At 53.2% G+C, this 25,181-nt stretch carries 23 protein-coding genes and 2 pseudogenes; 22 read left to right on the forward strand and 3 right to left on the reverse strand.

Translation table 11 applies throughout. The annotated features are described in order from the left end of the window. Nucleotides 1-263 precede the first annotated feature (263 nt). From JGC47_RS02790 to JGC47_RS17940, 19 genes and pseudogenes are all read left to right on the forward strand, one after another. Nucleotides 264-812: an RNA polymerase sigma factor gene (locus tag JGC47_RS02790; protein ID WP_004155352.1), complete on the forward strand. Its 549-nt coding sequence runs from the start codon at nt 264-266 to the stop codon at nt 810-812. Nucleotides 813-957: 145 nt separating this feature from the next. Further along, nucleotides 958-2,442: a PAS domain-containing sensor histidine kinase gene (locus JGC47_RS02795; RefSeq protein ID WP_004155353.1), complete on the forward strand. Its 1,485-nt coding sequence runs from the start codon at nt 958-960 to the stop codon at nt 2,440-2,442. Nucleotides 2,443-2,445: 3 nt separating this feature from the next. Then, nucleotides 2,446-3,087, forward strand: a complete 642-nt coding sequence (locus JGC47_RS02800; protein WP_004155354.1) for a response regulator — start codon at nt 2,446-2,448, stop codon at nt 3,085-3,087. A 361-nt stretch (nt 3,088-3,448) separates the two neighbouring features. After that, the gene (locus JGC47_RS02805; RefSeq protein WP_004155355.1) at nt 3,449-4,423 is read left to right on the forward strand and encodes a sigma 54-interacting transcriptional regulator; all 975 of its coding nucleotides are present in this window, start codon (nt 3,449-3,451) and stop codon (nt 4,421-4,423) included. A 325-nt stretch (nt 4,424-4,748) separates the two neighbouring features. Then, nucleotides 4,749-4,886, forward strand: coding sequence for a hypothetical protein (locus tag JGC47_RS02810; RefSeq protein ID WP_004155356.1), 138 nt, complete (start codon nt 4,749-4,751; stop codon nt 4,884-4,886). A 3-nt stretch (nt 4,887-4,889) separates the two neighbouring features. Then, nucleotides 4,890-5,641: pseudogene (locus tag JGC47_RS02815) on the forward strand (M48 family metallopeptidase). A 321-nt stretch (nt 5,642-5,962) separates the two neighbouring features. Continuing rightward, nucleotides 5,963-6,190 carry a type III secretion system major pilin HrpA gene (locus JGC47_RS02820; protein WP_004155359.1) on the forward strand — a complete coding sequence of 76 codons (228 nt, stop codon included), beginning with the start codon at nt 5,963-5,965 and terminating at the stop codon, nt 6,188-6,190. Nucleotides 6,191-6,258: 68 nt separating this feature from the next. Further along, a complete protein-coding gene (locus JGC47_RS02825; protein WP_004155360.1) occupies nt 6,259-6,621 on the forward strand; it encodes an EscI/YscI/HrpB family type III secretion system inner rod protein in 363 nt (120 codons plus the stop codon). A 6-nt stretch (nt 6,622-6,627) separates the two neighbouring features. Then, on the forward strand, nt 6,628-7,410 hold the full coding sequence (gene sctJ, locus JGC47_RS02830) for a type III secretion system inner membrane ring lipoprotein SctJ (protein WP_004155361.1): 783 nt from the start codon (nt 6,628-6,630) through the stop codon (nt 7,408-7,410). Next, complete coding sequence (locus tag JGC47_RS02835) at nt 7,403-7,993, forward strand: hypothetical protein (protein ID WP_004155362.1); 591 nt, start codon at nt 7,403-7,405, stop codon at nt 7,991-7,993. Before sctJ ends, JGC47_RS02835 begins: the two co-directional genes overlap by 8 nt. Beyond that, nucleotides 7,987-8,577: a type III secretion system stator protein SctL gene (gene sctL, locus JGC47_RS02840; protein ID WP_004155363.1), complete on the forward strand. Its 591-nt coding sequence runs from the start codon at nt 7,987-7,989 to the stop codon at nt 8,575-8,577. Before JGC47_RS02835 ends, sctL begins: the two co-directional genes overlap by 7 nt. 90 nt (nt 8,578-8,667) lie before the next feature. After that, nucleotides 8,668-8,892, forward strand: a complete 225-nt coding sequence (locus tag JGC47_RS02845) for an HPr kinase (protein WP_004155364.1) — start codon at nt 8,668-8,670, stop codon at nt 8,890-8,892. Continuing rightward, nucleotides 8,879-9,310: a type III secretion system chaperone HrpG gene (gene hrpG / locus JGC47_RS02850; protein ID WP_004155365.1), complete on the forward strand. Its 432-nt coding sequence runs from the start codon at nt 8,879-8,881 to the stop codon at nt 9,308-9,310. The genes JGC47_RS02845 and hrpG overlap by 14 nt, the downstream gene beginning before the upstream one ends. Next, nucleotides 9,303-11,333, forward strand: a complete 2,031-nt coding sequence (sctC, locus tag JGC47_RS02855) for a type III secretion system outer membrane ring subunit SctC (protein WP_004155366.1) — start codon at nt 9,303-9,305, stop codon at nt 11,331-11,333. Before hrpG ends, sctC begins: the two co-directional genes overlap by 8 nt. A gap of 13 nt (nt 11,334-11,346) precedes the next feature. After that, nucleotides 11,347-11,541, forward strand: coding sequence for an HrpT family type III secretion system protein (gene hrpT / locus JGC47_RS02860; RefSeq protein WP_004155367.1), 195 nt, complete (start codon nt 11,347-11,349; stop codon nt 11,539-11,541). After that, nucleotides 11,534-11,884 carry an HrpV family type III secretion system protein gene (gene hrpV / locus JGC47_RS02865; RefSeq protein ID WP_004155368.1) on the forward strand — a complete coding sequence of 117 codons (351 nt, stop codon included), beginning with the start codon at nt 11,534-11,536 and terminating at the stop codon, nt 11,882-11,884. The genes hrpT and hrpV overlap by 8 nt, the downstream gene beginning before the upstream one ends. Nucleotides 11,885-12,041: 157 nt before the next feature. Further along, the gene (gene hrpN / locus JGC47_RS02870; protein WP_004155369.1) at nt 12,042-13,253 is read left to right on the forward strand and encodes a type III secretion system harpin HrpN; all 1,212 of its coding nucleotides are present in this window, start codon (nt 12,042-12,044) and stop codon (nt 13,251-13,253) included. Between the two features lie 114 nt (nt 13,254-13,367). After that, the gene (locus JGC47_RS02875) at nt 13,368-13,835 is read left to right on the forward strand and encodes a type III secretion system chaperone (protein ID WP_004155370.1); all 468 of its coding nucleotides are present in this window, start codon (nt 13,368-13,370) and stop codon (nt 13,833-13,835) included. A gap of 455 nt (nt 13,836-14,290) precedes the next feature. Beyond that, nucleotides 14,291-14,938 (forward strand): annotated as a pseudogene (locus tag JGC47_RS17940) (YopJ family acetyltransferase); the annotation flags it as partial. 14 nt (nt 14,939-14,952) lie between these two features. Here JGC47_RS17940 and JGC47_RS17945 read toward each other — a convergent pair. The 3 genes from JGC47_RS17945 to JGC47_RS02890 all read right to left on the reverse strand — a co-directional run bounded on the left by JGC47_RS17945 (nt 14,953) and on the right by JGC47_RS02890 (nt 16,834). Beyond that, on the reverse strand, nt 14,953-15,066 hold the full coding sequence (locus JGC47_RS17945; RefSeq protein WP_371410419.1) for a zinc-ribbon domain containing protein: 114 nt from the start codon (nt 15,064-15,066) through the stop codon (nt 14,953-14,955). Nucleotides 15,067-15,161: 95 nt separating this feature from the next. Continuing rightward, nucleotides 15,162-15,494 (reverse strand): HrpW-specific chaperone, encoded by a 333-nt coding sequence (locus JGC47_RS02885; RefSeq protein ID WP_004155372.1) that lies wholly within the window; start codon nt 15,492-15,494, stop codon nt 15,162-15,164. Then, complete coding sequence (locus JGC47_RS02890) at nt 15,491-16,834, reverse strand: pectate lyase (RefSeq protein ID WP_004155373.1); 1,344 nt, start codon at nt 16,832-16,834, stop codon at nt 15,491-15,493. Before JGC47_RS02890 ends, JGC47_RS02885 begins: the two co-directional genes overlap by 4 nt. 197 nt (nt 16,835-17,031) lie before the next feature. Here JGC47_RS02890 and JGC47_RS02895 point away from each other — a divergent pair, with 197 nt between their 5' ends. From JGC47_RS02895 to JGC47_RS02905, 3 genes are all read left to right on the forward strand, one after another. After that, on the forward strand, nt 17,032-22,548 hold the full coding sequence (locus tag JGC47_RS02895) for an AvrE-family type 3 secretion system effector (protein WP_004155375.1): 5,517 nt from the start codon (nt 17,032-17,034) through the stop codon (nt 22,546-22,548). A gap of 61 nt (nt 22,549-22,609) precedes the next feature. Next, complete coding sequence (locus JGC47_RS02900; RefSeq protein WP_004155376.1) at nt 22,610-23,029, forward strand: type III secretion system chaperone; 420 nt, start codon at nt 22,610-22,612, stop codon at nt 23,027-23,029. Nucleotides 23,030-23,779: 750 nt separating this feature from the next. After that, a complete protein-coding gene (locus JGC47_RS02905) occupies nt 23,780-24,580 on the forward strand; it encodes a helix-turn-helix domain-containing protein (protein WP_004155378.1) in 801 nt (266 codons plus the stop codon). The last annotated feature ends 601 nt before the right edge of the window (nt 24,581-25,181 follow it).

Consider the following 25,181-nt stretch of genomic DNA (forward strand, 5'->3'; position numbering starts at 1 on the left):
TGATGAGAGCAGTTGTCATTGTGTGGTGCGATTGACGCATCGGTTCCCTGGCCATGCCGCTGTTAAATAAAGTCGCCAGCGACATATGCAACTTATTGCAAATTTTGGCGGTTTATCCTGGCAACAAGTTGCCAGAAATTGCGACAATTTAAATTAATAACACACTGTTATCAGTGTGTTATGTGATTATTTTTGTTTGGCACAAGCCTTGCTAAACAGATGTTGCCGCTAAGGCATCACCTGATTTAGTAACGGAGCAAGCCATGACAGAAATTCACCTGCAAACAACTGAATCAACATCGGTCAACGATGGGCTACCGCTTAATATTGATTGGGAAGGCATATTCCGTGAGCATGGGCGACGCGTGCATCATTTTATTCGCAAGCGCGTATCCCATCGCGAGGATGCCGAAGATCTGGAGCAAATGACCTGGCTGGAGGTTTTGCGCAACCGTGACAAATTCGCTGGCGCGTCACGGCCAGAAACCTGGGTGTTTGGCATTGCCTTAAATTTAGTGCGCAACCATTTTCGCCTGCAGTCCGGACGACCGCGTTGTGATGAACTGGAAGACGATATCATCCTGACTCAGGGCGACGATCCCAGCCATATCACCGAATATCAGCGTCTGCTTAATTCGACGCTTAATTCCATTGCCAACTTGCCGGAAGATACGCGCCGTCTGTTGAACATGCTGGTCGAGAAAGACGGCAGTTATCAGGCTATTGCAGCACATTTGAATATCCCGATTGGCACCGTGCGTTCACGTCTGTCGCGTGCGCGCGTCACGCTGAAACAGTCAGTATTTTCTTAAGTTGGATAGACGGATAATGCGCTTAATCGTAAAGTGATGTGCACAGTGTCCTGTCTTGCCGTCTGGACACTGCCTCAATGCGACTTTGCAAAATTGCAGATGTGCAGCCTAATCAGGTAAACAATGTTTACAGAAAGGAGATGAGATGCAATTTTCCGAGCGACAGGTGAGCGCGAGCAGTGAGCCGCTCAAATTGCTCGAGTTTGCGTTGAATACGGTGAAAGACGCCGTCTATCTGGTTGACAGCCAAACCCGTTTTTTTTACGTCAATAACGAGTCGTGCCGCATGTTGGGCTATCGCAATGATGAGTTGTTGAACATGTGCGTGTCGGACATCGACCCTGCATGGAGTAAAGAGGATATTTATGCCATGTGGGAGCGGATAGGTGAGGGCGGCAACAATAAGATGTTTACCCTCGAAACCCATCACAAAACCAAACAGGGCATGCTGATACCTGTCGAGGTCAGTTCAAATCCTTTCGTCTATGAAGAGGGCAAATACAGTATGTGCGTAGTAAGGGATATGCGAGAACGTAAGCATCTGGAACAGATGTCTTATGCGAGAGAACAGGAATTCCAGGTATTAGTCGAGAACTCACCGGATATGGTGGTGCGTTTTGATACCAGTCTGAATTGCCAGTATGCCAACCCCGCCGCATTACGCCACCTGTGCGTATCGGCCGAACAGCTCAGAGGGAGACGGATCCGCGAACTGCTGGGCGATCTGACGTGCGTTAAGCATATCGACCGTCTGGTGAGCGAGGTGGTGCACAGCCAACTGGAGGCCGAAGGTGAACTGGTGGAGTCTGACAACAAGACAGCAGCCGGGACGGTCATTAACCATATTCGCTGCGTACCCGAATTTGATCGGCATGGCACCCTGATTTCCGTGATGTTGGTTGGGCGCGATATTACCGCCATCCATTATGCGGAAAGGAAGCTGGAAGACTCACATATGCGCCTGAGGCTGCTGGCGCGGCAGCGTGAGGTTTCGCGGGAAGAAGAGCGTAAGCGTATCGCGCGGGAGATCCACGATGAGCTGGGGCAGCATTTAACCTCGCTAAGAATGGGTATTTCAATGCTGCGTATCCAGTTCAGCAAGGATAATCCGCTGCTACATGAACGCGTTGTGCATCTGATGGGCCTGACGGACAAAACCATTCAGGTGGTGCGTAATGTGGCTACCCGGCTGCGCCCTAACGTATTAGATATGGGGTTGACGCCCGCGCTGGAATGGTTGCGGGATGAATTTATCAGCCGCCATATTGGCTGTTGCTGTCGCTTAATTACCCCCGAGCATGAAGTCAGGCTGAATGATGAACAGGCTACGGCGGCTTTCCGCGTGGCACAGGAATCACTCACCAATATCTCGCGCCATGCTCAGGCCTCCGAAGTGATTATTTTACTCGTTCGCCACGCTAATTCGGTGGTCCTTACCGTGCGCGACAATGGCAAAGGTTTTGACTGCCAGAGCAGTAAAGACAACGCTTTTGGCCTGATGAGCATGAGAGAGCGTGGGCGTATGCTGGGGGGTAATGTAGAAATTGAGAGTAAACTGAGCATTGGTACACGCATATCGTTAACCATTCCTATTGTACAAGCTTATGAAAATAAGCAGATTATGGAATAATAAATGGATAAAAATATTCGCCTGATGGTAGCGGACGACCATGTCATCATGCGTGAGGGACTGAAGCAGATATTTTCGCTGGATGAACGTTTGGTGGTGGTGGCCGAGGCCGGGAATGGCACCCAGGTGATGGAAGGGCTGCGCGTTGAGCCGGTTGATTTATTGTTGCTGGATATGAGCATGCCGGGAGTTTGTGGCGAGGATCTGGTGACCCGCATCCATTTACAATACCCCAAGCTACCAATACTGATACTCACTATGTACAGCGAGCCGCAGATTGCGCGGCGCGTGCTGAAATGTGGTGCGCTGGGCTACATCACTAAAGACAACGACCCGGAGACGTTGCTGGCTGCGATCCACCGCGTGGCGCGTGGTCAACGCTTTATCGACCACGTACTGGCTGAACAGATTGTCTTTGCCGAGTACACGCAGGCAGGGGAAGCGATGCATGAACGCCTGACGGCGCGGGAAATGCAAATTATGCTGATGTTAGCGCGTGGCAGAGGGGTTAATCACATTGCTGAAGCGCTGGCTATCAGTAATAAAACTGTCAGTACCCATAAAGCACGCTTAATGGAAAAAATGATGTTCACCACCAATGCGGACATCGTGAAATACGCCATTAGTCATTGCCTGATAACTTAGGAATGCTCTTATATTTGTCTCTCGCCCTTCCCTCCTTGAGCAGATATTTATTATCACGCCAGATTTAAAAACACCATTAAAAACAATTGGATAAAATGGTTGTGGAGTGTAACCGCTTCCATTTTATCCCCCGAATGTAGGGTAATCCCTACATTGCCCCCTGAAGATTCCTTACTTAATGTTCAGCATAAGACGATGGTTTCTGGACGTTAGTATGGGTATTTCTTAGTGGCAGCGTAAACTCAGAGTAAATATTACAGGCATAATTGTAAATAGTTGTGTCTTGTATAACGGCTGTAACATGACTGTGCAAGTGAAGCAATGTTAAAAAAAATAATGGATAGGGCAGGGGTAATTTTTTATGAACATCAGGAATAGTGAACACTCGTCCCGGCCATGGCCGGGACGGAGAGAGCACATCTCTTTGACAGAAGAACAACCCATCGATATCCACGACACATTGGCTGAGATGATCAAAACAGTTGCACCTTTGAAAATTGATTTGGTACTGGAGGGGGAGACCGGAACCGGAAAAGACACGCTGGCACGAAAAATTCACCAACTTTCCGGCTGCCGGGGAAAATTGGTCGCGGTTAACTGCGCGGCGATCCCCGAAACGCTGGCGGAAAGCGAACTGTTTGGCATTAATAATGGTGCTTATACCGGTGCCGGGCAGGCGCGCGCCGGCTATGTCGAAGCAGCGGATAACGGCATTTTGTTTTTGGACGAGATTGACAGCATGCCACTTTCACTGCAGGCCAAAATGCTACGCGTGCTGGAAAACAGGGGCGTTGAACGTCTTGGCGGAACCCGCTTTACCCCGGTCAATATGCGTGTCATTGTCGCAACGCAAACGCCATTGTTAACCCTGGTGGAGCGCGGCAGTTTCCGGCGCGATCTCTATTTCCGCCTAAATACGGTCAGTATTCAACTGCAACCTTTACGGGCGCGCATTGAGGTGATCATCCCGATGTTTCGTTCTTTTATTCAGAAGGCGGCAAGCACGCTGCAATGCGCACCACGCGAAATCACTCAGGAACACTATGAATGTCTGTTGAGCTATAGCTGGCCGGGGAATATCCGCGAGCTGAAAGCCGCCGCTGAACGTTTCGTACTGGGCCTACCGCCACTCGACCTTCCCTGTCATTGCGGACAGGAGCGGCCACAACTGAAAGAGTTGATGCGACGCATTGAGAAGAACGTGATCTATGATTGCCTGGTGCGTCACGGTCACAGCATTGATGATGCGGCGCAGGAGTTGGGTATTCCTTTGCGTACGCTATATCACCGCATCAAATTATTGAACGTGAACACCGGTCGGGTTATTGCTCAGTAGATTTAACGGGGTAACAACCAGGGATTGGCGCTCAGTCTGTATTCATAGCGGCGACAGCCTGAATGTGCTGTCGCCGGTTATCACCCGGTCAAGTGACTCTGCGCCGTCATCATCATCCATCATATCGCCTGCTTTTAAGCCGTTCCCGAATGCACTGTGGTGAGCGGTGCTGCGAGCGGTAGAAACCTGTACAAAGGTTATGCCGGGATCCGGCAGGGCGCCGCGTTTCTGCCTTTTTAATTAAAAACAATATCTTACAGACGAGCGCATTCAAATTAAAAGGCGTACGGGCAGCTACGGCAAGCCTTCGGTTAATCCCCAGAATATGGAAGCCGATATCAGAAAAAAACTGCTGCCGATGATGTTCAAAAAGTGCAAAGCCATCGGTGGTGGGATGGAGCAGGCGAAGAGGATCGTCGAGACGATGGTACAAATTACCCGCGTTGGATTAAACGGAGTTTAATCTATGCCATGCCTACTGCGATCCCGCCCCGGGTATTTTATCTATGGAGATGAGCGCATCAGCTTTGATCGTCAGCCTCGTAGCGGGGCAACAAACCGCGTGTTGATTAAAGTCCATCCTGATTGCCGGGTAGTTGTCTTTGCTCCTGAAGAGGCTGATGACCAGAGCGTGCTGGGCGCGGTGAAAAAGCGCGGGCGCTGGATCTGGCAGCAGCTACGGGAGTTCCGTAATCAGCGTGAATATATCACCCCGCGCCAGTATATCAGCGGCGAAAGCCACTACTATCTGGGCAAACAATATTTGCTTAAAGTGCTGGCAGAACCCGGGCAAATCCAGCGGGTAAAAATGCTGCGCGGCAGGCTGGATGTGACCGTCCGACAAAAAGAGCCTGAAAACGTCAGGCAGCTACTCTCTGACTGGTACAGATCGCGTGCCAGAGACGTTTTCCGCAGAAGGCTGGAGGCCATGCTGGAGCAGGCCCTGTGGGTGGATGTTCCCCCGCCGCTGCATATTCTCACCATGCAAACTCAGTGGGGGAGCTGTTCTCCCGCTGGCAGACTCACGCTCAACCCCAACCTGGTGAAGGCGCACCGGGATGCATCGACTATGTGATTTTGCACGAGCTGTGCCATCTGGCGGAACATAACCACAGTGAGCGGTTCTACCGGCTGATGGCGCAGGTGATGCCGCAATGGCGAACCATCAAAGTCAGACTGGATGAAATGGCAAATTTGCTTATTGAAGGGGATGGTTGACCCCGTAGGAACGCCGCGGTTGTGCAGGCCCCGGTTCGATGCGGCTCCACGCCCCTTATCTTGCGTTATCAGTTAGCCCTGCTACCCGGCGCAAGGGGGACATTCTTGTGTTGTTATTTACCCCGCTCATAAACAGTCGCGACAGGCGGATGCATGCATCGATAAAGAGCAGCGTAGCGCCCGAATGCGGGGTCAAGCTACGTTCGCTGATGTAAGAAAAAAAACGCGCCGCGTGGGAACCGATCGAAACTGCCCGCCACTTAATTAACGAACATTGTGTGATGTTCCTGGAACACAACCTCAATAATTGGAGAGATTAATATGAGCGGCATTATTACAGGTATGGCAGGCAGTTCACTTACAAGCGCAAGCACTTCAGCATCCAAGACGCTGGAATCAGCAATGGGTCAGTCACTGACCGAGTCTGCCAATGCTCAGGCGTCTAAAATGAAGATGGATACGCAGAACTCGATCCTGGATGGCAAAATGGACTCCGCTTCTAAGTCCATAAACTCTGGCCACAACGCGGCTAAAGCTATTCAGTTCTGATGAGTAACCGGGCGCCAGGTGATTAACCTCCGCCCGGATTTTTTTGTCGCTGCCGATGAGGATGAGCTATGAAAATCAATGCCGGAAACGCCCAGTCTCTCTCCGTCAGCGCGGGGAATAATGAGGTCAGTTCTGCCGCCAGCAACACGGCGGATGCTTCCTGGTTCAGCGCGGCGCTGCAATCACCTGCTAAACCGGCAAGTAGTGACAATCAATCCTGGATAAACAAAGTCACCAGCCTGTCTGAAACTGCCAGTGGCCATGCCAACCAGGCAGACAGGGCGCTGGCTAAGGTCTCGCGCAGTCTTGATTCGCAAAGCGTGATGGCCGCTAACCGCACCTTATCCTCCTATTATCTGGAGAGCCTGCTCAACGCAAAGCTGGTGGGTAAAGGCGTACAGAGTCTGGAAAAACTGACCAACTTGCAGTAACCCCCTATGGCTAAATTATCTCTTAAGATGCTGCTCTTGCTGCCGGTATTGCTGTTGGTCGGCTGCAATGACCAGGTCGAACTCAATCACGGTCTGACAGAAAACGACGCCAACGAAGTGGCGGCGGAGCTGGGGCGTTATCATATCCAGGCGGAAAAACTCACCAATAAAGAAGGTATTACCGTGCTGGTAGATGCCGCAGAGTTAAATCGGGCGGTACACATTCTTGATGCGGCGGGTTTGCCGCGACCGGCGCGCACCAACCTTGGCGAAGTATTCCAAAAGAACGGAGTGATCTCCACGCCGCTGGAAGAACGGGCGCGCTATATCTATGCCTTATCCCAGGAAGTTGAATCGACCCTGAGTCAGATTGACGGGGTGATCGTCGCCCGGGTACATGTGGTGCTACCGGAGCGCATTGCGCCGGGTGAGCCGGTGCAGCCCGCCAGCGCAGCGGTGTTTATCAAATATCGCCCCGATCTCGACCCCGATGTTATCGAACCGCGCATCCGGCGCATGGTTGCCAGCAGCCTGCCGGGCCTGGCCGGTCGGTCAGACAAAGATTTGGCGATTGTCTTTGTCCCCGCCGAGAGCTATCAGGATAAACCGCCGCAGGTTTCCTTTGGCCCGTTTTTGGTCACGCCAGAGCGATCGGCACAGTTAAGCTGGTTGAGCGGCATGATTGGCGTGCTGATCCTGATGGTGGTAGCGGGCGTGCTGGGTTGGCCGCACTGGCAGCGCTACCGTCAACGGCAGCAACCGCCGCCGCCCGGACAGAATAATGAGTGAAATGCCCGCTGCTGACGATGCAGCGCTGCGCTGGCTGCGCTGGTGGTGCATTGACTGCTGGCTGACGGCCGATGCGCAGTGGCGGCAGGCCAGTTTTTACCAGCTTGAAGATGCCCTTCTGTCGGCGCTGGCCCACACCCATCATGCGATGATTTGCCAGCAGCTTCAGCTGGCAACGCCGCTTATCCCCGTCGATGGCGATCTGTTGGCATGGCTGAAGCTAACGGCATCGCAACGCCAGCTGGCCTTAAGGCTGGCGGCGGAAGTGTGCTGGCGCGGCAGTACCCAGGCCACGCTGCTGCCGGAACAGCAGCGCTGGTGTCGGCGCATTGCCCAGGGGATGCGCCCCGGAATGTGGCTGCCCACGCTAAACGGGTTACCCAGCGATGAGGGCGATATCAATGGGTTGTGGCTGCTGAAAATGCGCGCCGGGCCGCAATGCTGGCCAAGGTTGCGGTTATCCTTCCCGCAAGAAGCGGTAAAGGCGGTAGAGCAGCTGGCACCGATAGCCGAATTTCCTGCACGTCTGCTGCCGCTGTGGCAGGCGGTTTTCTGGTATGCCTCACAGGAGCCACTATGTTGACGCGTAGAAGAATTACCCTGCTCAACGCGGAGGCCGATTTGGCACCCGTAGTCAGTCAGGCACAGCTGTGCATCCAGCAGCAGGGGCAGGATATCCTTGAGCAGGCCCGGCAACAGGCACAGGCGATGCTGGAAGAAGCGGAGCGGCAGGCAGAAGTCGAGATGTTGAATGCGCAGCAGCGCGCCGAGCAGGCTTTCTGGCAGCAGGCGGATACGCTGCTGCAAAGCTGGCAGCAGCAATATCAGCAGCTGGAAGCGCAGGTACTTGAAGTGATGGACAGCGTATTGACGCAGGCGCTTGACCAGTTGTTGACTGACGTTCCGCAAACACAGCGGCTGGCGGCGATATTACGTCAACTGCTACGGGCAAAAACCCTGACTGAACAGGGCAGCCTTTATTGTCATCCGGCACAGCATCTTGAGATCGCCGACTGGTTGCGCAGTCATGACCACCTGGCCTGGCAGCTACAGCCGGATGAGTCGCTGGCGCAAGATAGCCTGAAACTGGTCACCGCTAATGGCGAATTGTCCCTTGACTGGCAGCAGGCAGTGCGCCAGTTACTCCCTCCTCAAACAGCCAGCTAAACCGCTACAAAAAACTTCACTTCACCACGGAACTCCGCCACGCCCGAACCCCACTCAAAGACAGGACCCACTCAATGAGAGAGTTTAATTATGTCATCAATCAGCGCGCTCCAGCGCCGCCTGGACAGTCAGTTTGATAAAGCACAAACCCAACTGGACGATGCCACCTTGGATGCCAGTGAAGGCTACAGCCAGGAGGACAGTTTTGCCTTCTTTGAAGCCAGTATGGGACTTTCCAACGCCAGCTGGGCTGCGAGCCAGGAGCTGACGGTTAAACACGGGCTTGCCAAAGCCATCATCAATGAGATCAACTGAATTGCAGCAGTGGGCGCAGCGCTGGCTCGACGATGTTGGCACAGACCAACAGCTGACGGTGGATGACGGCGTCGTCTGGTTGCAGCGTCGGGCGGATCGGTTTTTTGCGTTGGCAGAGCTGACGATCAATGCTTCGCTGGACGATGAGCTGCTGGGGCGGGCGCTACAGCTTTCGGCCCCGACCCTACGTTATTTTGGCCGCGATGCCGCCGCACTGGCGCAACAAGGCAACAGCCTGATATTAGCGTTAGCTATCCGTCAACTGGAGGTTAACGCCGTCTGTCAACAGCTGGAATCACTGCTTAATCAACGTGATGTCTGGCAGACAATGCTACAACAACCGCGAAGAAAAGCGGCAACCCATGGCGCGGTGCCTTTGCACAGCCTGGCATTTTTACCAAGGGGAAACCATGGTTGAGAAACGAGAGTTGCGCTGCCGGTTGTTGGGCGCGCTATTAATGCTGTGCGCAACACTCCCGGCCGGGGCGCAGACCCCGGCCGACTGGAAAGAACAGTCATACGCCTATTCTGCCGATCGCACGCCGTTATCCACGGTGCTGCAAGATTTTGCTGACGGGCACAGTGTTGATCTTCACCTTGGCAATGTGGAAGACACAGAGGTTACCGCGAAGATCCGCGCTGAAAACGCCAGTGCGTTCCTCGACCGCCTGGCGCTGGAGCACCATTTCCAGTGGTTCGTTTACAACAATACGCTGTACGTCAGCCCTCAGGACGAGCAAAGCTCGGAACGTCTGGAGATCTCCCCGGACGCCGCACCGGATATTAAGCAGGCGCTAAGCGGAATTGGCCTGCTGGACCCGCGTTTTGGCTGGGGAGAACTGCCGGATGATGGCGTGGTGCTGGTGACCGGGCCGCCGCAATATCTGGAGCTGGTTAAGCGCTTCAGTGAGCAACGCGAGAAGAAAGAGGATCGGCGTAAAGTCATGACCTTCCCGCTGCGCTATGCGTCGGTGGCCGACCGCACCATTCATTACCGTGACCAGACGGTGGTGATCCCCGGCGTTGCCACCATGCTGAATGAGCTGATGAACGGTAAACGCGCGGCGCCAGCCAGCGCCAGCGGCATTGACAGTACGCCGGGAGGCCCGGATACCAACAGCATGATGCAGAATACCCAAACGTTACTGTCGCGTTTATCAAGCCGTAATAAAACCTCCAACAGGGCGGGCGGCAGGGATAACGAGATTGAAGATGTGAGCGGACGCATCTCTGCCGATGTGCGCAACAATGCGCTGCTGATCCGCGATGATGATAAACGTCACGATGAATACAGCCAGCTGATTGCCAAAATTGATGTGCCGCAGAATCTGGTTGAGATAGACGCGGTTATTCTGGACATCGACCGCACGGCATTAAACCGGCTGGAAGCGAACTGGCAGGCCACATTAGGCGGTGTAACCGGCGGCAGCTCACTGATGTCCGGCAGCGGTACGCTGTTTGTCAGCGATTTTAAACGCTTCTTTGCCGATATCCAGGCGCTGGAAGGAGAGGGCACCGCCTCGATCGTCGCCAATCCTTCGGTTCTGACGTTGGAAAATCAGCCGGCAGTGATCGACTTCAGCCAGACGGCCTATATCACCGCCACCGGCGAACGCGTAGCGGACATCCAGCCGGTGACGGCAGGCACCAGCCTGCAGGTGACGCCGCGCGCGGTGGGTAACGAAGGCCATTCCAGCATTCAGCTGATGATTGATATCGAAGACGGCCACGTACAAACCAACGGTGACGGCCAGGCTACCGGCGTGAAACGCGGCACGGTCAGCACTCAGGCGCTGATCAGTGAGAACCGGGCGCTGGTGCTGGGCGGCTTCCATGTGGAAGAGAGTGCCGATCGCGATCGGCGCATTCCGTTACTGGGCGATATTCCCTGGCTTGGTCAACTGTTCAGCTCAAAGCGCCATGAAATCTCACAGCGTCAGCGCCTGTTTATTCTTACCCCGCGCCTGATCGGCGATCAAACCGATCCCACGCGTTATGTCACAGCAGATAACCGCCAGCAGCTGAGCGATGCGATGGGGCGCGTAGAGCGGCGGCACAGCAGTGTGAATCAGCATGATGTGGTGGAAAACGCACTGCGCGATCTGGCTGAAGGGCAGTCTCCGGCAGGTTTCCAGCCGCAAACCTCCGGTACGCGCTTGAGTGAAGTTTGCCGCAGTACGCCCGCACTGCTGTTCGAAAGTACTCGCGGCCAGTGGTACAGCAGTAGCACTAACGGTGTGCAGCTCAGTGTGGGAGTGGTACGCAATACCAGCAGCAAACCTCTGCGCTTTGATGAAGCCAACTGCGCCAGTAAACGCACGCTGGCAGTGGCGGTGTGGCCGCATAGCGCGCTGGCACCGGGCGAATCGGCGGAAGTTTATCTGGCCATGGATCCAAGCCGCGTGCTGCACGCGTCACGCGAATCCTTATTGAATCGTTGAGAAAAGGGAAACTATGAAAAGCGCTTCCTGTTTACTGCTGGCGTCCACGCTGTTGCTCACCGCCTGCGCCGGACGTCATGATAACGGCCTGGAATGCACCTCGGTCGACTGCCGCCCGCAGTCCCAGGCGCATCAGTTAGTCATCTGGTGGCAGCCCGGTTTACGTAATGGCCCGGCAGATTATACCCGGGTATCGGTTAATGAATAATCCTTGCCCACAGGTGACCTCGCTGTCGGCATTACTCAGTCTGTTGCAACTGCGCCAGAGCTGTCGCTGGCCGGTGCAACAAGGCGTGGAATTGCTGGCCCTGTGCGGCGAGCGCGGGCGTGAGCTGATGCTGAACCTGCAGCCGGCATTCCAGCCTTCCGGACTTTATCAGCGCTTGCTCAGTCGCCGTGCGCAACAGCTGGAGATCTATGACGGATGCTACCTGTGTCTCAACCACGACCGGGTATTATCCTGCTGGCGCCAGCTGCCTGAATCAGCCATGAGCGATAAACAGCATATCGCTCAATTGTTCAGTCTGGCGGGCATTCACCTGGCTGATTGATCCCGGCCTGCGTCCTTTCTTTACGTTTCTGGTTATTTTTTCTCACTTCGCCGGAACCAGAGCGGAATAACCAGCACTCAATATAAGCTTCGGCATGGCACGTTTGACGTGCCTGGTCGGCAGGGTACGTTTGAATTATTCATAAGAGGAATACGTTATGAGTCTGAATACAAGTGGGCTGGGAGCGTCAACGATGCAAATTTCTATCGGCGGTGCGGGCGGAAATAACGGGTTGCTGGGTACCAGTCGCCAGAATGCTGGGTTGGGTGGCAATTCTGCACTGGGGCTGGGCGGCGGTAATCAAAATGATACCGTCAATCAGCTGGCTGGCTTACTCACCGGCATGATGATGATGATGAGCATGATGGGCGGTGGTGGGCTGATGGGCGGTGGCTTAGGCGGTGGCTTAGGTAATGGCTTGGGTGGCTCAGGTGGCCTGGGCGAAGGACTGTCGAACGCGCTGAACGATATGTTAGGCGGTTCGCTGAACACGCTGGGCTCGAAAGGCGGCAACAATACCACTTCAACAACAAATTCCCCGCTGGACCAGGCGCTGGGTATTAACTCAACGTCCCAAAACGACGATTCCACCTCCGGCACAGATTCCACCTCAGACTCCAGCGACCCGATGCAGCAGCTGCTGAAGATGTTCAGCGAGATAATGCAAAGCCTGTTTGGTGATGGGCAAGATGGCACCCAGGGCAGTTCCTCTGGGGGCAAGCAGCCGACCGAAGGCGAGCAGAACGCCTATAAAAAAGGAGTCACTGATGCGCTGTCGGGCCTGATGGGTAATGGTCTGAGCCAGCTCCTTGGCAACGGGGGACTGGGAGGTGGTCAGGGCGGTAATGCTGGCACGGGTCTTGACGGTTCGTCGCTGGGCGGCAAAGGGCTGCAAAACCTGAGCGGGCCGGTGGACTACCAGCAGTTAGGTAACGCCGTGGGTACCGGTATCGGTATGAAAGCGGGCATTCAGGCGCTGAATGATATCGGTACGCACAGCGACAGTTCAACCCGTTCTTTCGTCAATAAAGGCGATCGGGCGATGGCGAAGGAAATCGGTCAGTTCATGGACCAGTATCCTGAGGTGTTTGGCAAGCCGCAGTACCAGAAAGGCCCGGGTCAGGAGGTGAAAACCGATGACAAATCATGGGCAAAAGCACTGAGCAAGCCAGATGACGACGGAATGACACCAGCCAGTATGGAGCAGTTCAACAAAGCCAAGGGCATGATCAAAAGCGCCATGGCGGGTGATACCGGCAACGGCAACCTGCAGGCACGCGGTGCCGGTGGTTCTTCGCTGGGTATTGATGCCATGATGGCCGGTGATGCCATTAACAATATGGCACTTGGCAAGCTGGGCGCGGCTTAAGCTTTAGCATGGCGGGCAGGCGTGGCTTGTCCGCCATGGTGTTGGCTGATTAATGCGTGGAAAATCCCTATCTGCTTCCACGCAATACATCAAGGTTACCTGCGGGAGACTGTGATGATCATACAAGATTTACTGGGTGGATTAGCCAGACGGCTGGAAGCCGGACCGCTGTCACTGGATGCCAGTCAACTGTGCTGCCTGCAGGTTAACGGCCTTGAGATGACGCTGGAGTGGCTGGAACAGCAGAATATGCTGTTTGTATACCTGAACATTGGCACGCTCGCTGGCGAACAGCACGGCGCGCTATTGGCCGATATCCTCGCTGCCAATCTGTTTCATTATGGCGCGAGCGACGGTGCCGCATTCGGCCTGGATAAAGAGAAAAACGAACTGTTATTATTTCAACGTTTCCAGCTGCCATCAGTGGATGAGGCCAGCTTCGTCAGTGCCTGTGTGCAAATGATCGAAGTGGCGAAAATCTGGCAGGGCAAGTTACTGCACGGCCGCGCGGTACCATCTGTGGCGCCGCGCATGCTGGCGCAGCAGGGATTAACGTTGAATCTCGCCGGGAAAATCACATGAAATTATCTGGACTGAGTAGCGGGCAAAAAAGCCCGGCCCAGCAAACGGATCAAGCTTCCTCCTCTTCAACACGCCCCTCACCTCCACCGGCGGGAAGGCGCTTACAGCGGCAGGACGCGCTGCCCACCAACATCCGCTATCATGCCATACAGGTACCGGGTACGCCGGATCGCGCGCGCGTAGCCACCCGAAATGCATCGGAGGCCAGCTCTTCTGCGGCGCCTGCTTCTGAGCACGCTGGCCCATCTATGGCACTATCTCGTCAGTTCGGTAACCGTGAGAGCCCAGCGCTTGCCCGTTTTCATGATGCGCTGCAGCAATCTCCCAAAACGTTGCGCGCCAACCCCGCGCCGGAAAAGCCGGAGAAAGTCCCGGATCGCCTGCAGCAAAAGGCAGACGCCATCAATTTGCCACAGTTAAAGAAACTGGATAAAAGCCTGTACGAATACGCCAAAATGGCGACCGAACTCATAAAAGAAGGAGCGGGACCCGACGGCGATCTTACTGCAATGGATAGAAAGCTATTGCCGCTACTGGCCGATGCGGAAAACGCACGTAACCCGGGGCTGAATCTGCGCACTTTTCACAAAACCGATGAGTGCTATCAGGCGATAAAGGCGCAAAATAAAAAAGTACAGGAGTCCAGACAGCCAATGTCTATGCGCGCGATTTATCCGCCCATGAGGGGCATGAGTGACCATCGCGTTGCGTTGGACATCCAGTTCCGACCGGGTCATCGCCCTTCGGTTGTGGGTTATGAGTCCGCGCCGGGCAATTTGGCTGAGCATTTGAAATACGGACTTGAGCATGGATTGCGCGGGGCTAAGGTGCAGGTGGTGGCAAATACGATTCAAAACTCCGTAAGAGGCTGCTCCATGTTTGCCTTGAATAATGCCCTGAAGTCCTTTAAGCATCAAGATGAGTACACTGCGCGGCTGCATAGCGGTGAAAAACAGGTTCCCATCCCCGCCGAATTTTTCAAACATGCGCATTCGAAAACCCTGATTGAGGGGCACCCGCATAAGGACGCTATTGTCTCTAAAGATAAAGGCGGGCTGCATGCAGAAACATTGCTGCACAGAAATCTGGCCTATCGTGCTGACAGGACTAACCACTCTTACAGTACCTCGATTGAAGGTTTCCGCCTGCAGGAAATACAGCGGGCAGGTGAATTTCTGGCCGCAAGAAAACAAAGAAAGTAGCCTTGCTCAGAGGCAGTAAAAAAACGCATCGTGAGTTACCGCTGCGTTTTTTTATTGGCATCTTCGCTGTCGGTCGGCTGAAGCAGCGTGGCTGCAAAGGGCAGCAAATCCACGCCGATAAGGGCTATAACCCGCGTTGTTGCTGTAACTGCTGGAGTTCCAACAGGCGATCCGCCAGATAACGGGTGATCCACCACGCCGTTTGCCCGACGTTACTGTCTGACCTGTCGCTGTCGCCGATAAGAAAGTCGGCATGCAGACTGTCGACAAAGCTATCCAGCTCAAACTTACCCTGGCGTTGTGGCATAGGGCGGCTAAGTACCTGATGCAGCCGCTGCTGCACCTGATCAATGGCCTTTTGAAAAGCCTGATACTGCGCCGGTGACAGGTGTTGCTGGCTGTTAACCACATCAACCCAGCTTTCTGCCGGAGGTATCTCTGCGGATTTCATCATCATTCAGCCACCTTCAGGTTGGCGGACATCGGCACTTTGTAGTGGTTTTCAACATCACCCAGTGAGATATCACTGGTATTGACGTTTAGCCCCTCGCTATCGCTTTTAACGAACGAGAACTTACCGTCTTCTGCGCTGATATGGCTCAGATTCAGATCCCAGTTACCCTGTTGACCGCCGTTAGTGCGTACAAAAGTACCAAAGTCTTTGGCCTTCACGTTGTCAACGCTCAGGTTAGTATCGGCATTCAGCTGCAGGATCTTGTCAGAGGCGTGCTCGAAGGAACTGTTAGTGATTTCAACGTGGGATTTTTTGCCCGCGCTGTTTGGCTTAACGGTAATCGCGTCCTCACCCACGTTGGTGACGTGCAGATTGTCTATTTTGGCATCACCGTAAAGATGAATACCATCCGCCCCGTCGTCGCCCATGGTGACGTTTTTCAGGCTGGCACCGTCTTCCAGTATAAACAGCGGTTTCTGGTTTTCAGACTGGCCGCCATCGCCTAATTCTGAACCGGCGGTGAAGGTTTGTCCTTTGCCATCAAACACCTGACCCGCTTTCACGGTAATGGTGTCATGCAGCACCGTCTGATTAGCGCCGGCGCTGGTGAAGGCCACCGAATTTCCGGCCCCGATGCCCGCGCTACCAACAGGGTCAGGATGATCGGTTACCGGCGTGCTGCCCCCGGCTGCTTTGGTGGGAGAAGAAGGGAAATCAAGCGGTGAGGTAGGGGACGTTGGCGTGGATGGGGGTGAGAAGGTACTGACGGGAGAGTAGTTGCCGGAAGGGGAGTTGCCGGAAGGGGCCTTCCCCCCTGATAGATCGTTAAAAGGGGAACCGCCAGATGAAGAAGTACCGGAAGAGGCACTGTTGTTGCCCGTACCAGGTTGGCCAAACTGATCGCTTTGGCCGTCCATCATGCGTGCAATAAGCTTCAGCATGGCTTTCAGTAAAGGATTATCGCCGATCTGCCCGCCGCCCTGGCCATCGGGCGTGATGGCCTGATCCAGCCCGTTGTTGCCCATCTCACTCAGCATGTTCTGACTGTCAGACTGCGGAGTGGTTCCTGCTGTGCCTTTTCGTCCGTTCAGGCCGCCAGCGTTACCAACTCCTGTAGTCTGGTCATTGCCACCGGCTCCGGTTGCCGCATTACCTGATTGTGGCGATAGCAGTGACTTTAACAGTTCCGCCAATAATTGAGCCATTTGCTCAATGGTTTGCCGATCGATGGGTTGTTGCCCCAACGCAGAATTTGCATTATGACCACCAAGCCCGTTGTCCCCCCCGGACTGGAACAGACCCGGCGAGGACGAGGTATTGTTGTTAAGCGTAAGAATTGACATGGATATTCCCCTTTTGCGACGTTAACCAGCCCTAAGCGTGCAGCATTTGCTGCCTGAATTGAGTGGGTTTGGCGTTGACAGGGTTCCGCGCACAGTGAGGGGGGGCAGACTTTTTTTTAACCTGGTGGGAACCGGTTGCAGAGAATTGCAACATAAAAATATCTAATGTTTACGGCAGAGGGTGGGGGCAACGGGTCATGGAATTAAAATCACTGGGAACTGAACACAAGGCGGCAGTACACACAGCGGCGCACAACCCTGTGGGGCATGGTGTTGCCTTACAGCAGGGCAGCAGCAGCAGCAGCCCGCAAAATGCCGCTGCATCATTGGCGGCAGAAGGCAAAAATCGTGGGAAAATGCCGAGAATTCACCAGCCATCTACTGCGGCTGATGGTATCAGCGCTGCTCACCAGCAAAAGAAATCCTTCAGTCTCAGGGGCTGTTTGGGGACGAAAAAATTTTCCAGATCGGCACCGCAGGGCCAGCCAGGTACCACCCACAGCAAAGGGGCAACATTGCGCGATCTGCTGGCGCGGGACGACGGCGAAACGCAGCATGAGGCGGCCGCGCCAGATGCGGCGCGTTTGACCCGTTCGGGCGGCGTCAAACGCCGCAATATGGACGACATGGCCGGGCGGCCAATGGTGAAAGGTGGCAGCGGCGAAGATAAGGTACCAACGCAGCAAAAACGGCATCAGCTGAACAATTTTGGCCAGATGCGCCAAACGATGTTGAGCAAAATGGCTCACCCGGCTTCAGCCAACGCCGGCGATCGCCTGCAGCATTCACCGCCGCACATCCCGGGTAGCCACCACGAAATCAAGGAAGAACCGGTTGGCTCCACCAGCAAGGCAACAACGGCCCACGCAGACAGAGTGGAAATCGCTCAGGAAGATGACGACAGCGAATTCCAGCAACTGCATCAACAGCGGCTGGCGCGCGAACGGGAAAATCCACCGCAGCCGCCCAAACTCGGCGTTGCCACACCGATTAGCGCCAGGTTTCAGCCCAAACTGACTGCGGTTGCGGAAAGCGTCCTTGAGGGGACAGATACCACGCAGTCACCCCTTAAGCCGCAATCAATGCTGAAAGGAAGTGGAGCCGGGGTAACGCCGCTGGCGGTAACGCTGGATAAAGGCAAGTTGCAGCTGGCACCGGATAATCCACCCGCGCTCAATACGTTGTTGAAGCAGACATTGGGTAAAGACACCCAGCACTATCTGGCGCACCATGCCAGCAGCGACGGTAGCCAGCATCTGCTGCTGGACAACAAAGGCCACCTGTTTGATATCAAAAGCACCGCCACCAGCTATAGCGTGCTGCACAACAGCCACCCCGGTGAGATAAAGGGCAAGCTGGCGCAGGCGGGTACTGGCTCCGTCAGCGTAGACGGTAAAAGCGGCAAGATCTCGCTGGGGAGCGGTACGCAAAGTCACAACAAAACAATGCTAAGCCAACCGGGGGAAGCGCACCGTTCCTTATTAACCGGCATTTGGCAGCATCCTGCTGGCGCAGCGCGGCCGCAGGGCGAGTCAATCCGCCTGCATGACGACAAAATTCATATCCTGCATCCGGAGCTGGGCGTATGGCAATCTGCGGATAAAGATACCCACAGCCAGCTGTCTCGCCAGGCAGACGGTAAGCTCTATGCGCTGAAAGACAACCGTACCCTGCAAAACCTCTCCGATAATAAATCCTCAGAAAAGCTGGTCGATAAAATCAAATCGTATTCCGTTGATCAGCGGGGGCAGGTGGCGATCCTGACGGATACTCCCGGCCGCCATAAGATGAGTATTATGCCCTCGCTGGATGCTTCCCCGGAGAGCCATATTTCCCTCAGCCTGCATTTTGCCGATGCCCACCAGGGGTTATTGCACGGGAAGTCGGAGCTTGAGGCACAATCTGTCGCGATCAGCCATGGGCGACTGGTTGTGGCCGATAGCGAAGGCAAGCTGTTTAGCGCCGCCATTCCGAAGCAAGGGGATGGAAACGAACTGAAAATGAAAGCCATGCCTCAGCATGCGCTCGATGAACATTTTGGTCATGACCACCAGATTTCTGGATTTTTCCATGACGACCACGGCCAGCTTAATGCGCTGGTGAAAAATAACTTCAGGCAGCAGCATGCCTGCCCGTTGGGTAACGATCATCAGTTTCACCCCGGCTGGAACCTGACTGATGCGCTGGTTATCGACAATCAGCTGGGGCTGCATCATACCAATCCTGAACCGCATGAGATTCTTGATATGGGGCATTTAGGCAGCCTGGCGTTACAGGAGGGCAAGCTTCACTATTTTGACCAGCTGACCAAAGGGTGGACTGGCGCGGAGTCAGATTGTAAGCAGCTGAAAAAAGGCCTGGATGGAGCAGCTTATCTACTGAAAGACGGTGAAGTGAAACGCCTGAATATTAATCAGAGCACCTCCTCTATCAAGCACGGAACGGAAAACGTTTTTTCGCTGCCGCATGTGCGCAATAAACCGGAGCCGGGAGATGCCCTGCAAGGGCTGAATAAAGACGATAAGGCCCAGGCCATGGCGGTGATTGGGGTAAATAAATACCTGGCGCTGACGGAAAAAGGGGACATTCGCTCCTTCCAGATAAAACCCGGCACCCAGCAGTTGGAGCGGCCGGCACAAACTCTCAGCCGCGAAGGTATCAGCGGCGAACTGAAAGACATTCATGTCGACCACAAGCAGAACCTGTATGCCTTGACCCACGAGGGAGAGGTGTTTCATCAGCCGCGTGAAGCCTGGCAGAATGGTGCCGAAAGCAGCAGCTGGCACAAACTGGCGTTGCCACAGAGTGAAAGTAAGCTAAAAAGTCTGGACATGAGCCATGAGCACAAACCGATTGCCACCTTTGAAGACGGTAGCCAGCATCAGCTGAAGGCTGGCGGCTGGCACGCCTATGCGGCACCTGAACGCGGGCCGCTGGCGGTGGGTACCAGCGGTTCACAAACCGTCTTTAACCGACTAATGCAGGGGGTGAAAGGCAAGGTGATCCCAGGCAGCGGGTTGACGGTTAAGCTCTCGGCTCAGACGGGGGGAATGACCGGCGCCGAAGGGCGCAAGGTCAGCAGTAAATTTTCCGAAAGGATCCGCGCCTATGCGTTCAACCCAACAATGTCCACGCCGCGACCGATTAAAAATGCTGCTTATGCCACACAGCACGGCTGGCAGGGGCGTGAGGGGTTGAAGCCGTTGTACGAGATGCAGGGAGCGCTGATTAAACAACTGGATGCGCATAACGTTCGTCATAACGCGCCACAGCCAGATTTGCAGAGCAAACTGGAAACTCTGGATTTAGGCGAACATGGCGCAGAATTGCTTAACGACATGAAGCGCTTCCGCGACGAACTGGAGCAGAGTGCAACCCGTTCGGTGACCGTTTTAGGTCAACATCAGGGAGTGCTAAAAAGCAACGGTGAAATCAATAGCGAATTTAAGCCATCGCCCGGCAAGGCGTTGGTCCAGAGCTTTAACGTCAATCGCTCTGGTCAGGATCTAAGCAAGTCACTGCAACAGGCAGTACATGCCACGCCGCCATCCGCAGAGAGTAAACTGCAATCCATGCTGGGGCACTTTGTCAGTGCCGGGGTGGATATGAGTCATCAGAAGGGCGAGATCCCGCTGGGCCGCCAGCGCGATCCGAATGATAAAACCGCACTGACCAAATCGCGTTTAATTTTAGATACCGTGACCATCGGTGAACTGCATGAACTGGCCGATAAGGCGAAACTGGTATCTGACCATAAACCCGATGCCGATCAGATAAAACAGCTGCGCCAGCAGTTCGATACGCTGCGTGAAAAGCGGTATGAGAGCAATCCGGTGAAGCATTACACCGATATGGGCTTCACCCATAATAAGGCGCTGGAAGCAAACTATGATGCGGTCAAAGCCTTTATCAATGCCTTTAAGAAAGAGCACCACGGCGTCAATCTGACCACGCGTACCGTACTGGAATCACAGGGCAGTGCGGAGCTGGCGAAGAAGCTCAAGAATACGCTGTTGTCCCTGGACAGTGGTGAAAGTATGAGCTTCAGCCGGTCATATGGCGGGGGCGTCAGCACTGTCTTTGTGCCTACCCTTAGCAAGAAGGTGCCAGTTCCGGTGATCCCCGGAGCCGGCATCACGCTGGATCGCGCCTATAACCTGAGCTTCAGTCGTACCAGCGGCGGATTGAACGTCAGTTTTGGCCGCGACGGCGGGGTGAGTGGTAACATCATGGTCGCTACCGGCCATGATGTGATGCCCTATATGACCGGTAAGAAAACCAGTGCAGGTAACGCCAGTGACTGGTTGAGCGCAAAACATAAAATCAGCCCGGACTTGCGTATCGGCGCTGCTGTGAGTGGCACCCTGCAAGGAACGCTACAAAACAGCCTGAAGTTTAAGCTGACAGAGGATGAGCTGCCTGGCTTTATCCATGGCTTGACGCATGGCACGTTGACCCCGGCAGAACTGTTGCAAAAGGGGATCGAACATCAGATGAAGCAGGGCAGCAAACTGACGTTTAGCGTCGATACCTCGGCAAATCTGGATCTGCGTGCCGGTATCAATCTGAACGAAGACGGCAGTAAACCAAATGGTGTCACTGCCCGTGTTTCTGCCGGGCTAAGTGCATCGGCAAACCTGGCCGCCGGCTCGCGTGAACGCAGCACCACCTCTGGCCAGTTTGGCAGCACGACTTCGGCCAGCAATAACCGCCCAACCTTCCTCAACGGGGTCGGCGCGGGTGCTAACCTGACGGCTGCTTTAGGGGTTGCCCATTCATCTACGCATGAAGGGAAACCGGTCGGGATCTTCCCGGCATTTACCTCGACCAATGTTTCGGCAGCGCTGGCGCTGGATAACCGTACCTCACAGAGTATCAGCCTGGAATTGAAGCGCGCGGAGCCGGTGACCAGCAACGATATCAGCGAGTTGACCTCCACGCTGGGAAAACACTTTAAGGATAGCGCCACAACGAAGATGCTTGCCGCTCTCAAAGAGTTAGATGACGCTAAGCCCGCTGAACAACTGCATATTTTACAGCAGCATTTCAGTGCAAAAGATGTCGTCGGTGATGAACGCTACGAGGCGGTGCGCAACCTGAAAAAACTGGTGATACGTCAACAGGCTGCGGACAGCCACAGCATGGAATTAGGATCTGCCAGTCACAGCACGACCTACAATAATCTGTCGAGAATAAATAATGACGGCATTGTCGAGCTGCTACACAAACATTTCGATGCGGCATTACCAGCAAGCAGTGCCAAACGTCTTGGTGAAATGATGAATAACGATCCGGCACTGAAAGATATTATTAAGCAGCTGCAAAGTACGCCGTTCAGCAGCGCCAGCGTGTCGATGGAGCTGAAAGATGGTCTGCGTGAGCAGACGGAAAAAGCAATACTGGACGGTAAGGTCGGTCGTGAAGAAGTGGGAGTACTTTTCCAGGATCGTAACAACTTGCGTGTTAAATCGGTCAGCGTCAGTCAGTCCGTCAGCAAAAGCGAAGGCTTCAATACCCCAGCGCTGTTACTGGGGACGAGCAACAGCGCTGCTATGAGCATGGAGCGCAACATCGGAACCATTAATTTTAAATACGGCCAGGATCAGAACACCCCACGGCGATTTACCCTGGAGGGTGGAATAGCTCAGGCTAATCCGCAGGTCGCATCTGCGCTTACTGATTTGAAGAAGGAAGGGCTGGAAATGAAGAGCTAATGAGCATGTTGTTGCCCTTCACACAACCGACGAGATAATTACGCAATAAGGAGCGAGATTGATGACATCGTCACAGCAGCGGGTTGAAAGGTTTTTACAGTATTTCTCCGCCGGGTGTAAAACGCCCATACATCTGAAAGACGGGGTGTGCGCCCTGTATAACGAACAAGATGAGGAGGCGGCGGTGCTGGAAGTACCGCAACACAGCGACAGCCTGTTACTACACTGCCGAATCATTGAGGCTGACCCACAAACTTCAATAACCCTGTATTCGATGCTATTACAGCTGAATTTTGAAATGGCGGCCATGCGCGGCTGTTGGCTGGCGCTGGATGAACTGCACAACGTGCGTTTATGTTTTCAGCAGTCGCTGGAGCATCTGGATGAAGCAAGTTTTAGCGATATCGTTAGCGGCTTCATCGAACATGCGGCAGAAGTGCGTGAGTATATAGCGCAATTAGACGAGAGTAGCGCGGCATAATCTATTGCGGCTGAACGCTTGTTCAGCCGCAATATATTGGCAGGCCCGGCAATCAGGTGCCAGTGAACATTTTTTGGCAGCGCTGAATAGCATGAAATCTGATTTTCTGAATCCGGCTCTTTTATGCGCAATTAATTTCTCCGCCCTTTTCCTTTGTCATCGACAAACAATGAAAAGGAACGACTAACTTGCCTCCTTTTTAATGATATTGACGTTCTTTAGTACTTGTTGAACAACATGATAAAATCGGGATGCCCCTCTGCAACCGTATTGCCCTTAATGGCCATGACTCTGTCGTTTCGAACCTACGGGATGCGCTCGTGCAGATAAACATCTGATGCGTGTAGCCGGGGGAAATAGGGTTCAAGCCACCGCGCGGTGATAAAAATACGGCAGGCCCTTTGCCGCAGATGATTCAGACCACCAGTGCAGCATGTCAAGGCGGGGTGGCTCACATCACAATATTATTTCCTGATAAAATACTATCAAAAAATGATTCTTCTACAGGTAAATAAAGAATATTAATTAATATATTCTTTAAAAAAAAGCCACGGTTAGAAAAAACTCAAGACGGATCGCGCACGTTTGTTGGTTTTCCCTGCCTTTTTAGCCTATTTTTAAGTCACTTTTCATCTCTTTTTTCTGATTTTAGGGTAAAACCTTTTTTTTATTATTCATAATAAAAAAGATTATGGGATTATTCCTAATGATATGTATAACTACCTGTATTTACAGTAAAGGGATGTTTGTATGTTTATATCTAAATCGATGCAGGTTTTTATCACTCTGTATCAGGAAAAAAGTCTGAAAACTGCGGCTGATAAGCTATGTTTGACGGTACCTCCCGTCTCACGAATGTTAAAACTCACTGAAGGTTGGGTGGGTGAGCAACTCTTCATTATTGAACGAAATAATATAACTCCGACCCCGGCAGCGGATTGTATCTATCAGCAGCTTTTACCGCTTTACATGGCGCTGAAAAATATGACAAGAAAACATCCGGAGCAGCAAGAGTTTTTGATTGCTTCTCCCTATATATCAACGTCAATATTATCAGATTTGTTGACCATAAGTGAAAGTGCACTGCCGAAATGCTCATCGATAAAATATGCAGAGTGCATCCATCCCGATGACGATATATATATCAGTCTGCAGCCTGTTGAATGTCCGATGCATTTTGAACCGATAAGAATGGACCTTGTTCTGGAACTTTGCTGTTCTAAAGATGTGGGGGATAAGTGGTTACATATGCCAATTTTAGCTGAAAGTGAGACCAAGAAGCTAAAATACTTTCAGCGATCGCTCGCTGAACTTCATGCACGAGGGGGAAGCGGTGTACTGAGGCAGGTTGATAATCCATCCCATCTTCAGTCCACTTTTAAAAGTGGCGAAGGACTGCTGTTTCGCCTTCCCCCAAAGAATAATATGGTAAAAGATTACCAGTCTCTTCCTGTTATTTCTCACTGCCCTCTGTTTATTTATGTCAACACATTAAAAAAGGATAAAAGACATAATTGCTTTACTGCTAAGCTTAAGGAGTTATTGCCATGATTCCATTTTACCTACGCTTTAATAAATAGATTAAAACCTTCGTAACCTGTCAGGTAAGCAAGTGAGTTTATATCATTTCTGTTCAGATCCAGAAATGAAATTACGGGCGTGGTTGTCTTGTGGAAAAATGATTGGCTATTTATTCTATTGCTTGCTTCTTTATTAGTGAATTTTTTTATTGAAAATGAATGTTTATATTACCTGATTAGGTTATATATTATTTTTGGGCGGCGCTGTGAATTTATATATGACTTGAGGGCAATGGGTGCTTGCTGTCATTGTAAAAACATGTTCGTGGAAGGTAAATAGGCTTATTCAGGCAACTTCCTGGTTGAACGTTGGTCTATTTTGGTTTGAGGCGGGCCGGGGCGTTATTTGATGCGAATCACTTCTGCAGGAGCAAATAAGGGGATGATGCTCAGCTGCAACAGGCACTTTCACAGGCAGCGCATCTTGCCAGGCTCGAAACCAAAATCACCGGTGACGGCGAGCGTAACTTTAGCTGCAGCCAGGGCTAAGCATCGTTATTCATCTTCTGTCAGCCTGACGAAGCGAGTCAGGTATTTTTTACGGCAGAACCCTATTCTCTGAAGGAGTACCG

Source organism: Erwinia amylovora (assembly GCF_017161565.1).
GTDB lineage: Bacteria > Pseudomonadota > Gammaproteobacteria > Enterobacterales > Enterobacteriaceae > Erwinia > Erwinia amylovora.

What these genes read in the sequence shown, in the direction of transcription:
- JGC47_RS02790 (WP_004155352.1), top strand. Translation starts at nt 264, where the DNA reads ATGACAGAAATTCACCTGCAAACAACTGAATCAACATCGGTCAACGAT.
- JGC47_RS02795 (WP_004155353.1), top strand. Translation starts at nt 958, where the DNA reads ATGCAATTTTCCGAGCGACAGGTGAGCGCGAGCAGTGAGCCGCTCAAA.
- JGC47_RS02800 (WP_004155354.1), top strand. Translation starts at nt 2,446, where the DNA reads ATGGATAAAAATATTCGCCTGATGGTAGCGGACGACCATGTCATCATG.
- JGC47_RS02805 (WP_004155355.1), top strand. Translation starts at nt 3,449, where the DNA reads ATGAACATCAGGAATAGTGAACACTCGTCCCGGCCATGGCCGGGACGG.
- JGC47_RS02810 (WP_004155356.1), top strand. Translation starts at nt 4,749, where the DNA reads ATGGAAGCCGATATCAGAAAAAAACTGCTGCCGATGATGTTCAAAAAG.
- JGC47_RS02820 (WP_004155359.1), top strand. Translation starts at nt 5,963, where the DNA reads ATGAGCGGCATTATTACAGGTATGGCAGGCAGTTCACTTACAAGCGCA.
- JGC47_RS02825 (WP_004155360.1), top strand. Translation starts at nt 6,259, where the DNA reads ATGAAAATCAATGCCGGAAACGCCCAGTCTCTCTCCGTCAGCGCGGGG.
- sctJ (WP_004155361.1), top strand. Translation starts at nt 6,628, where the DNA reads ATGGCTAAATTATCTCTTAAGATGCTGCTCTTGCTGCCGGTATTGCTG.
- JGC47_RS02835 (WP_004155362.1), top strand. Translation starts at nt 7,403, where the DNA reads ATGAGTGAAATGCCCGCTGCTGACGATGCAGCGCTGCGCTGGCTGCGC.
- sctL (WP_004155363.1), top strand. Translation starts at nt 7,987, where the DNA reads ATGTTGACGCGTAGAAGAATTACCCTGCTCAACGCGGAGGCCGATTTG.
- JGC47_RS02845 (WP_004155364.1), top strand. Translation starts at nt 8,668, where the DNA reads ATGTCATCAATCAGCGCGCTCCAGCGCCGCCTGGACAGTCAGTTTGAT.
- hrpG (WP_004155365.1), top strand. Translation starts at nt 8,879, where the DNA reads ATGAGATCAACTGAATTGCAGCAGTGGGCGCAGCGCTGGCTCGACGAT.
- sctC (WP_004155366.1), top strand. Translation starts at nt 9,303, where the DNA reads ATGGTTGAGAAACGAGAGTTGCGCTGCCGGTTGTTGGGCGCGCTATTA.
- hrpT (WP_004155367.1), top strand. Translation starts at nt 11,347, where the DNA reads ATGAAAAGCGCTTCCTGTTTACTGCTGGCGTCCACGCTGTTGCTCACC.
- hrpV (WP_004155368.1), top strand. Translation starts at nt 11,534, where the DNA reads ATGAATAATCCTTGCCCACAGGTGACCTCGCTGTCGGCATTACTCAGT.
- hrpN (WP_004155369.1), top strand. Translation starts at nt 12,042, where the DNA reads ATGAGTCTGAATACAAGTGGGCTGGGAGCGTCAACGATGCAAATTTCT.
- JGC47_RS02875 (WP_004155370.1), top strand. Translation starts at nt 13,368, where the DNA reads ATGATCATACAAGATTTACTGGGTGGATTAGCCAGACGGCTGGAAGCC.
- JGC47_RS17945 (WP_371410419.1), bottom strand. Translation starts at nt 15,066, where the DNA reads ATGCGTTTTTTTACTGCCTCTGAGCAAGGCTACTTTCTTTGTTTTCTT.
- JGC47_RS02885 (WP_004155372.1), bottom strand. Translation starts at nt 15,494, where the DNA reads ATGATGATGAAATCCGCAGAGATACCTCCGGCAGAAAGCTGGGTTGAT.
- JGC47_RS02890 (WP_004155373.1), bottom strand. Translation starts at nt 16,834, where the DNA reads ATGTCAATTCTTACGCTTAACAACAATACCTCGTCCTCGCCGGGTCTG.
- JGC47_RS02895 (WP_004155375.1), top strand. Translation starts at nt 17,032, where the DNA reads ATGGAATTAAAATCACTGGGAACTGAACACAAGGCGGCAGTACACACA.
- JGC47_RS02900 (WP_004155376.1), top strand. Translation starts at nt 22,610, where the DNA reads ATGACATCGTCACAGCAGCGGGTTGAAAGGTTTTTACAGTATTTCTCC.
- JGC47_RS02905 (WP_004155378.1), top strand. Translation starts at nt 23,780, where the DNA reads ATGTTTATATCTAAATCGATGCAGGTTTTTATCACTCTGTATCAGGAA.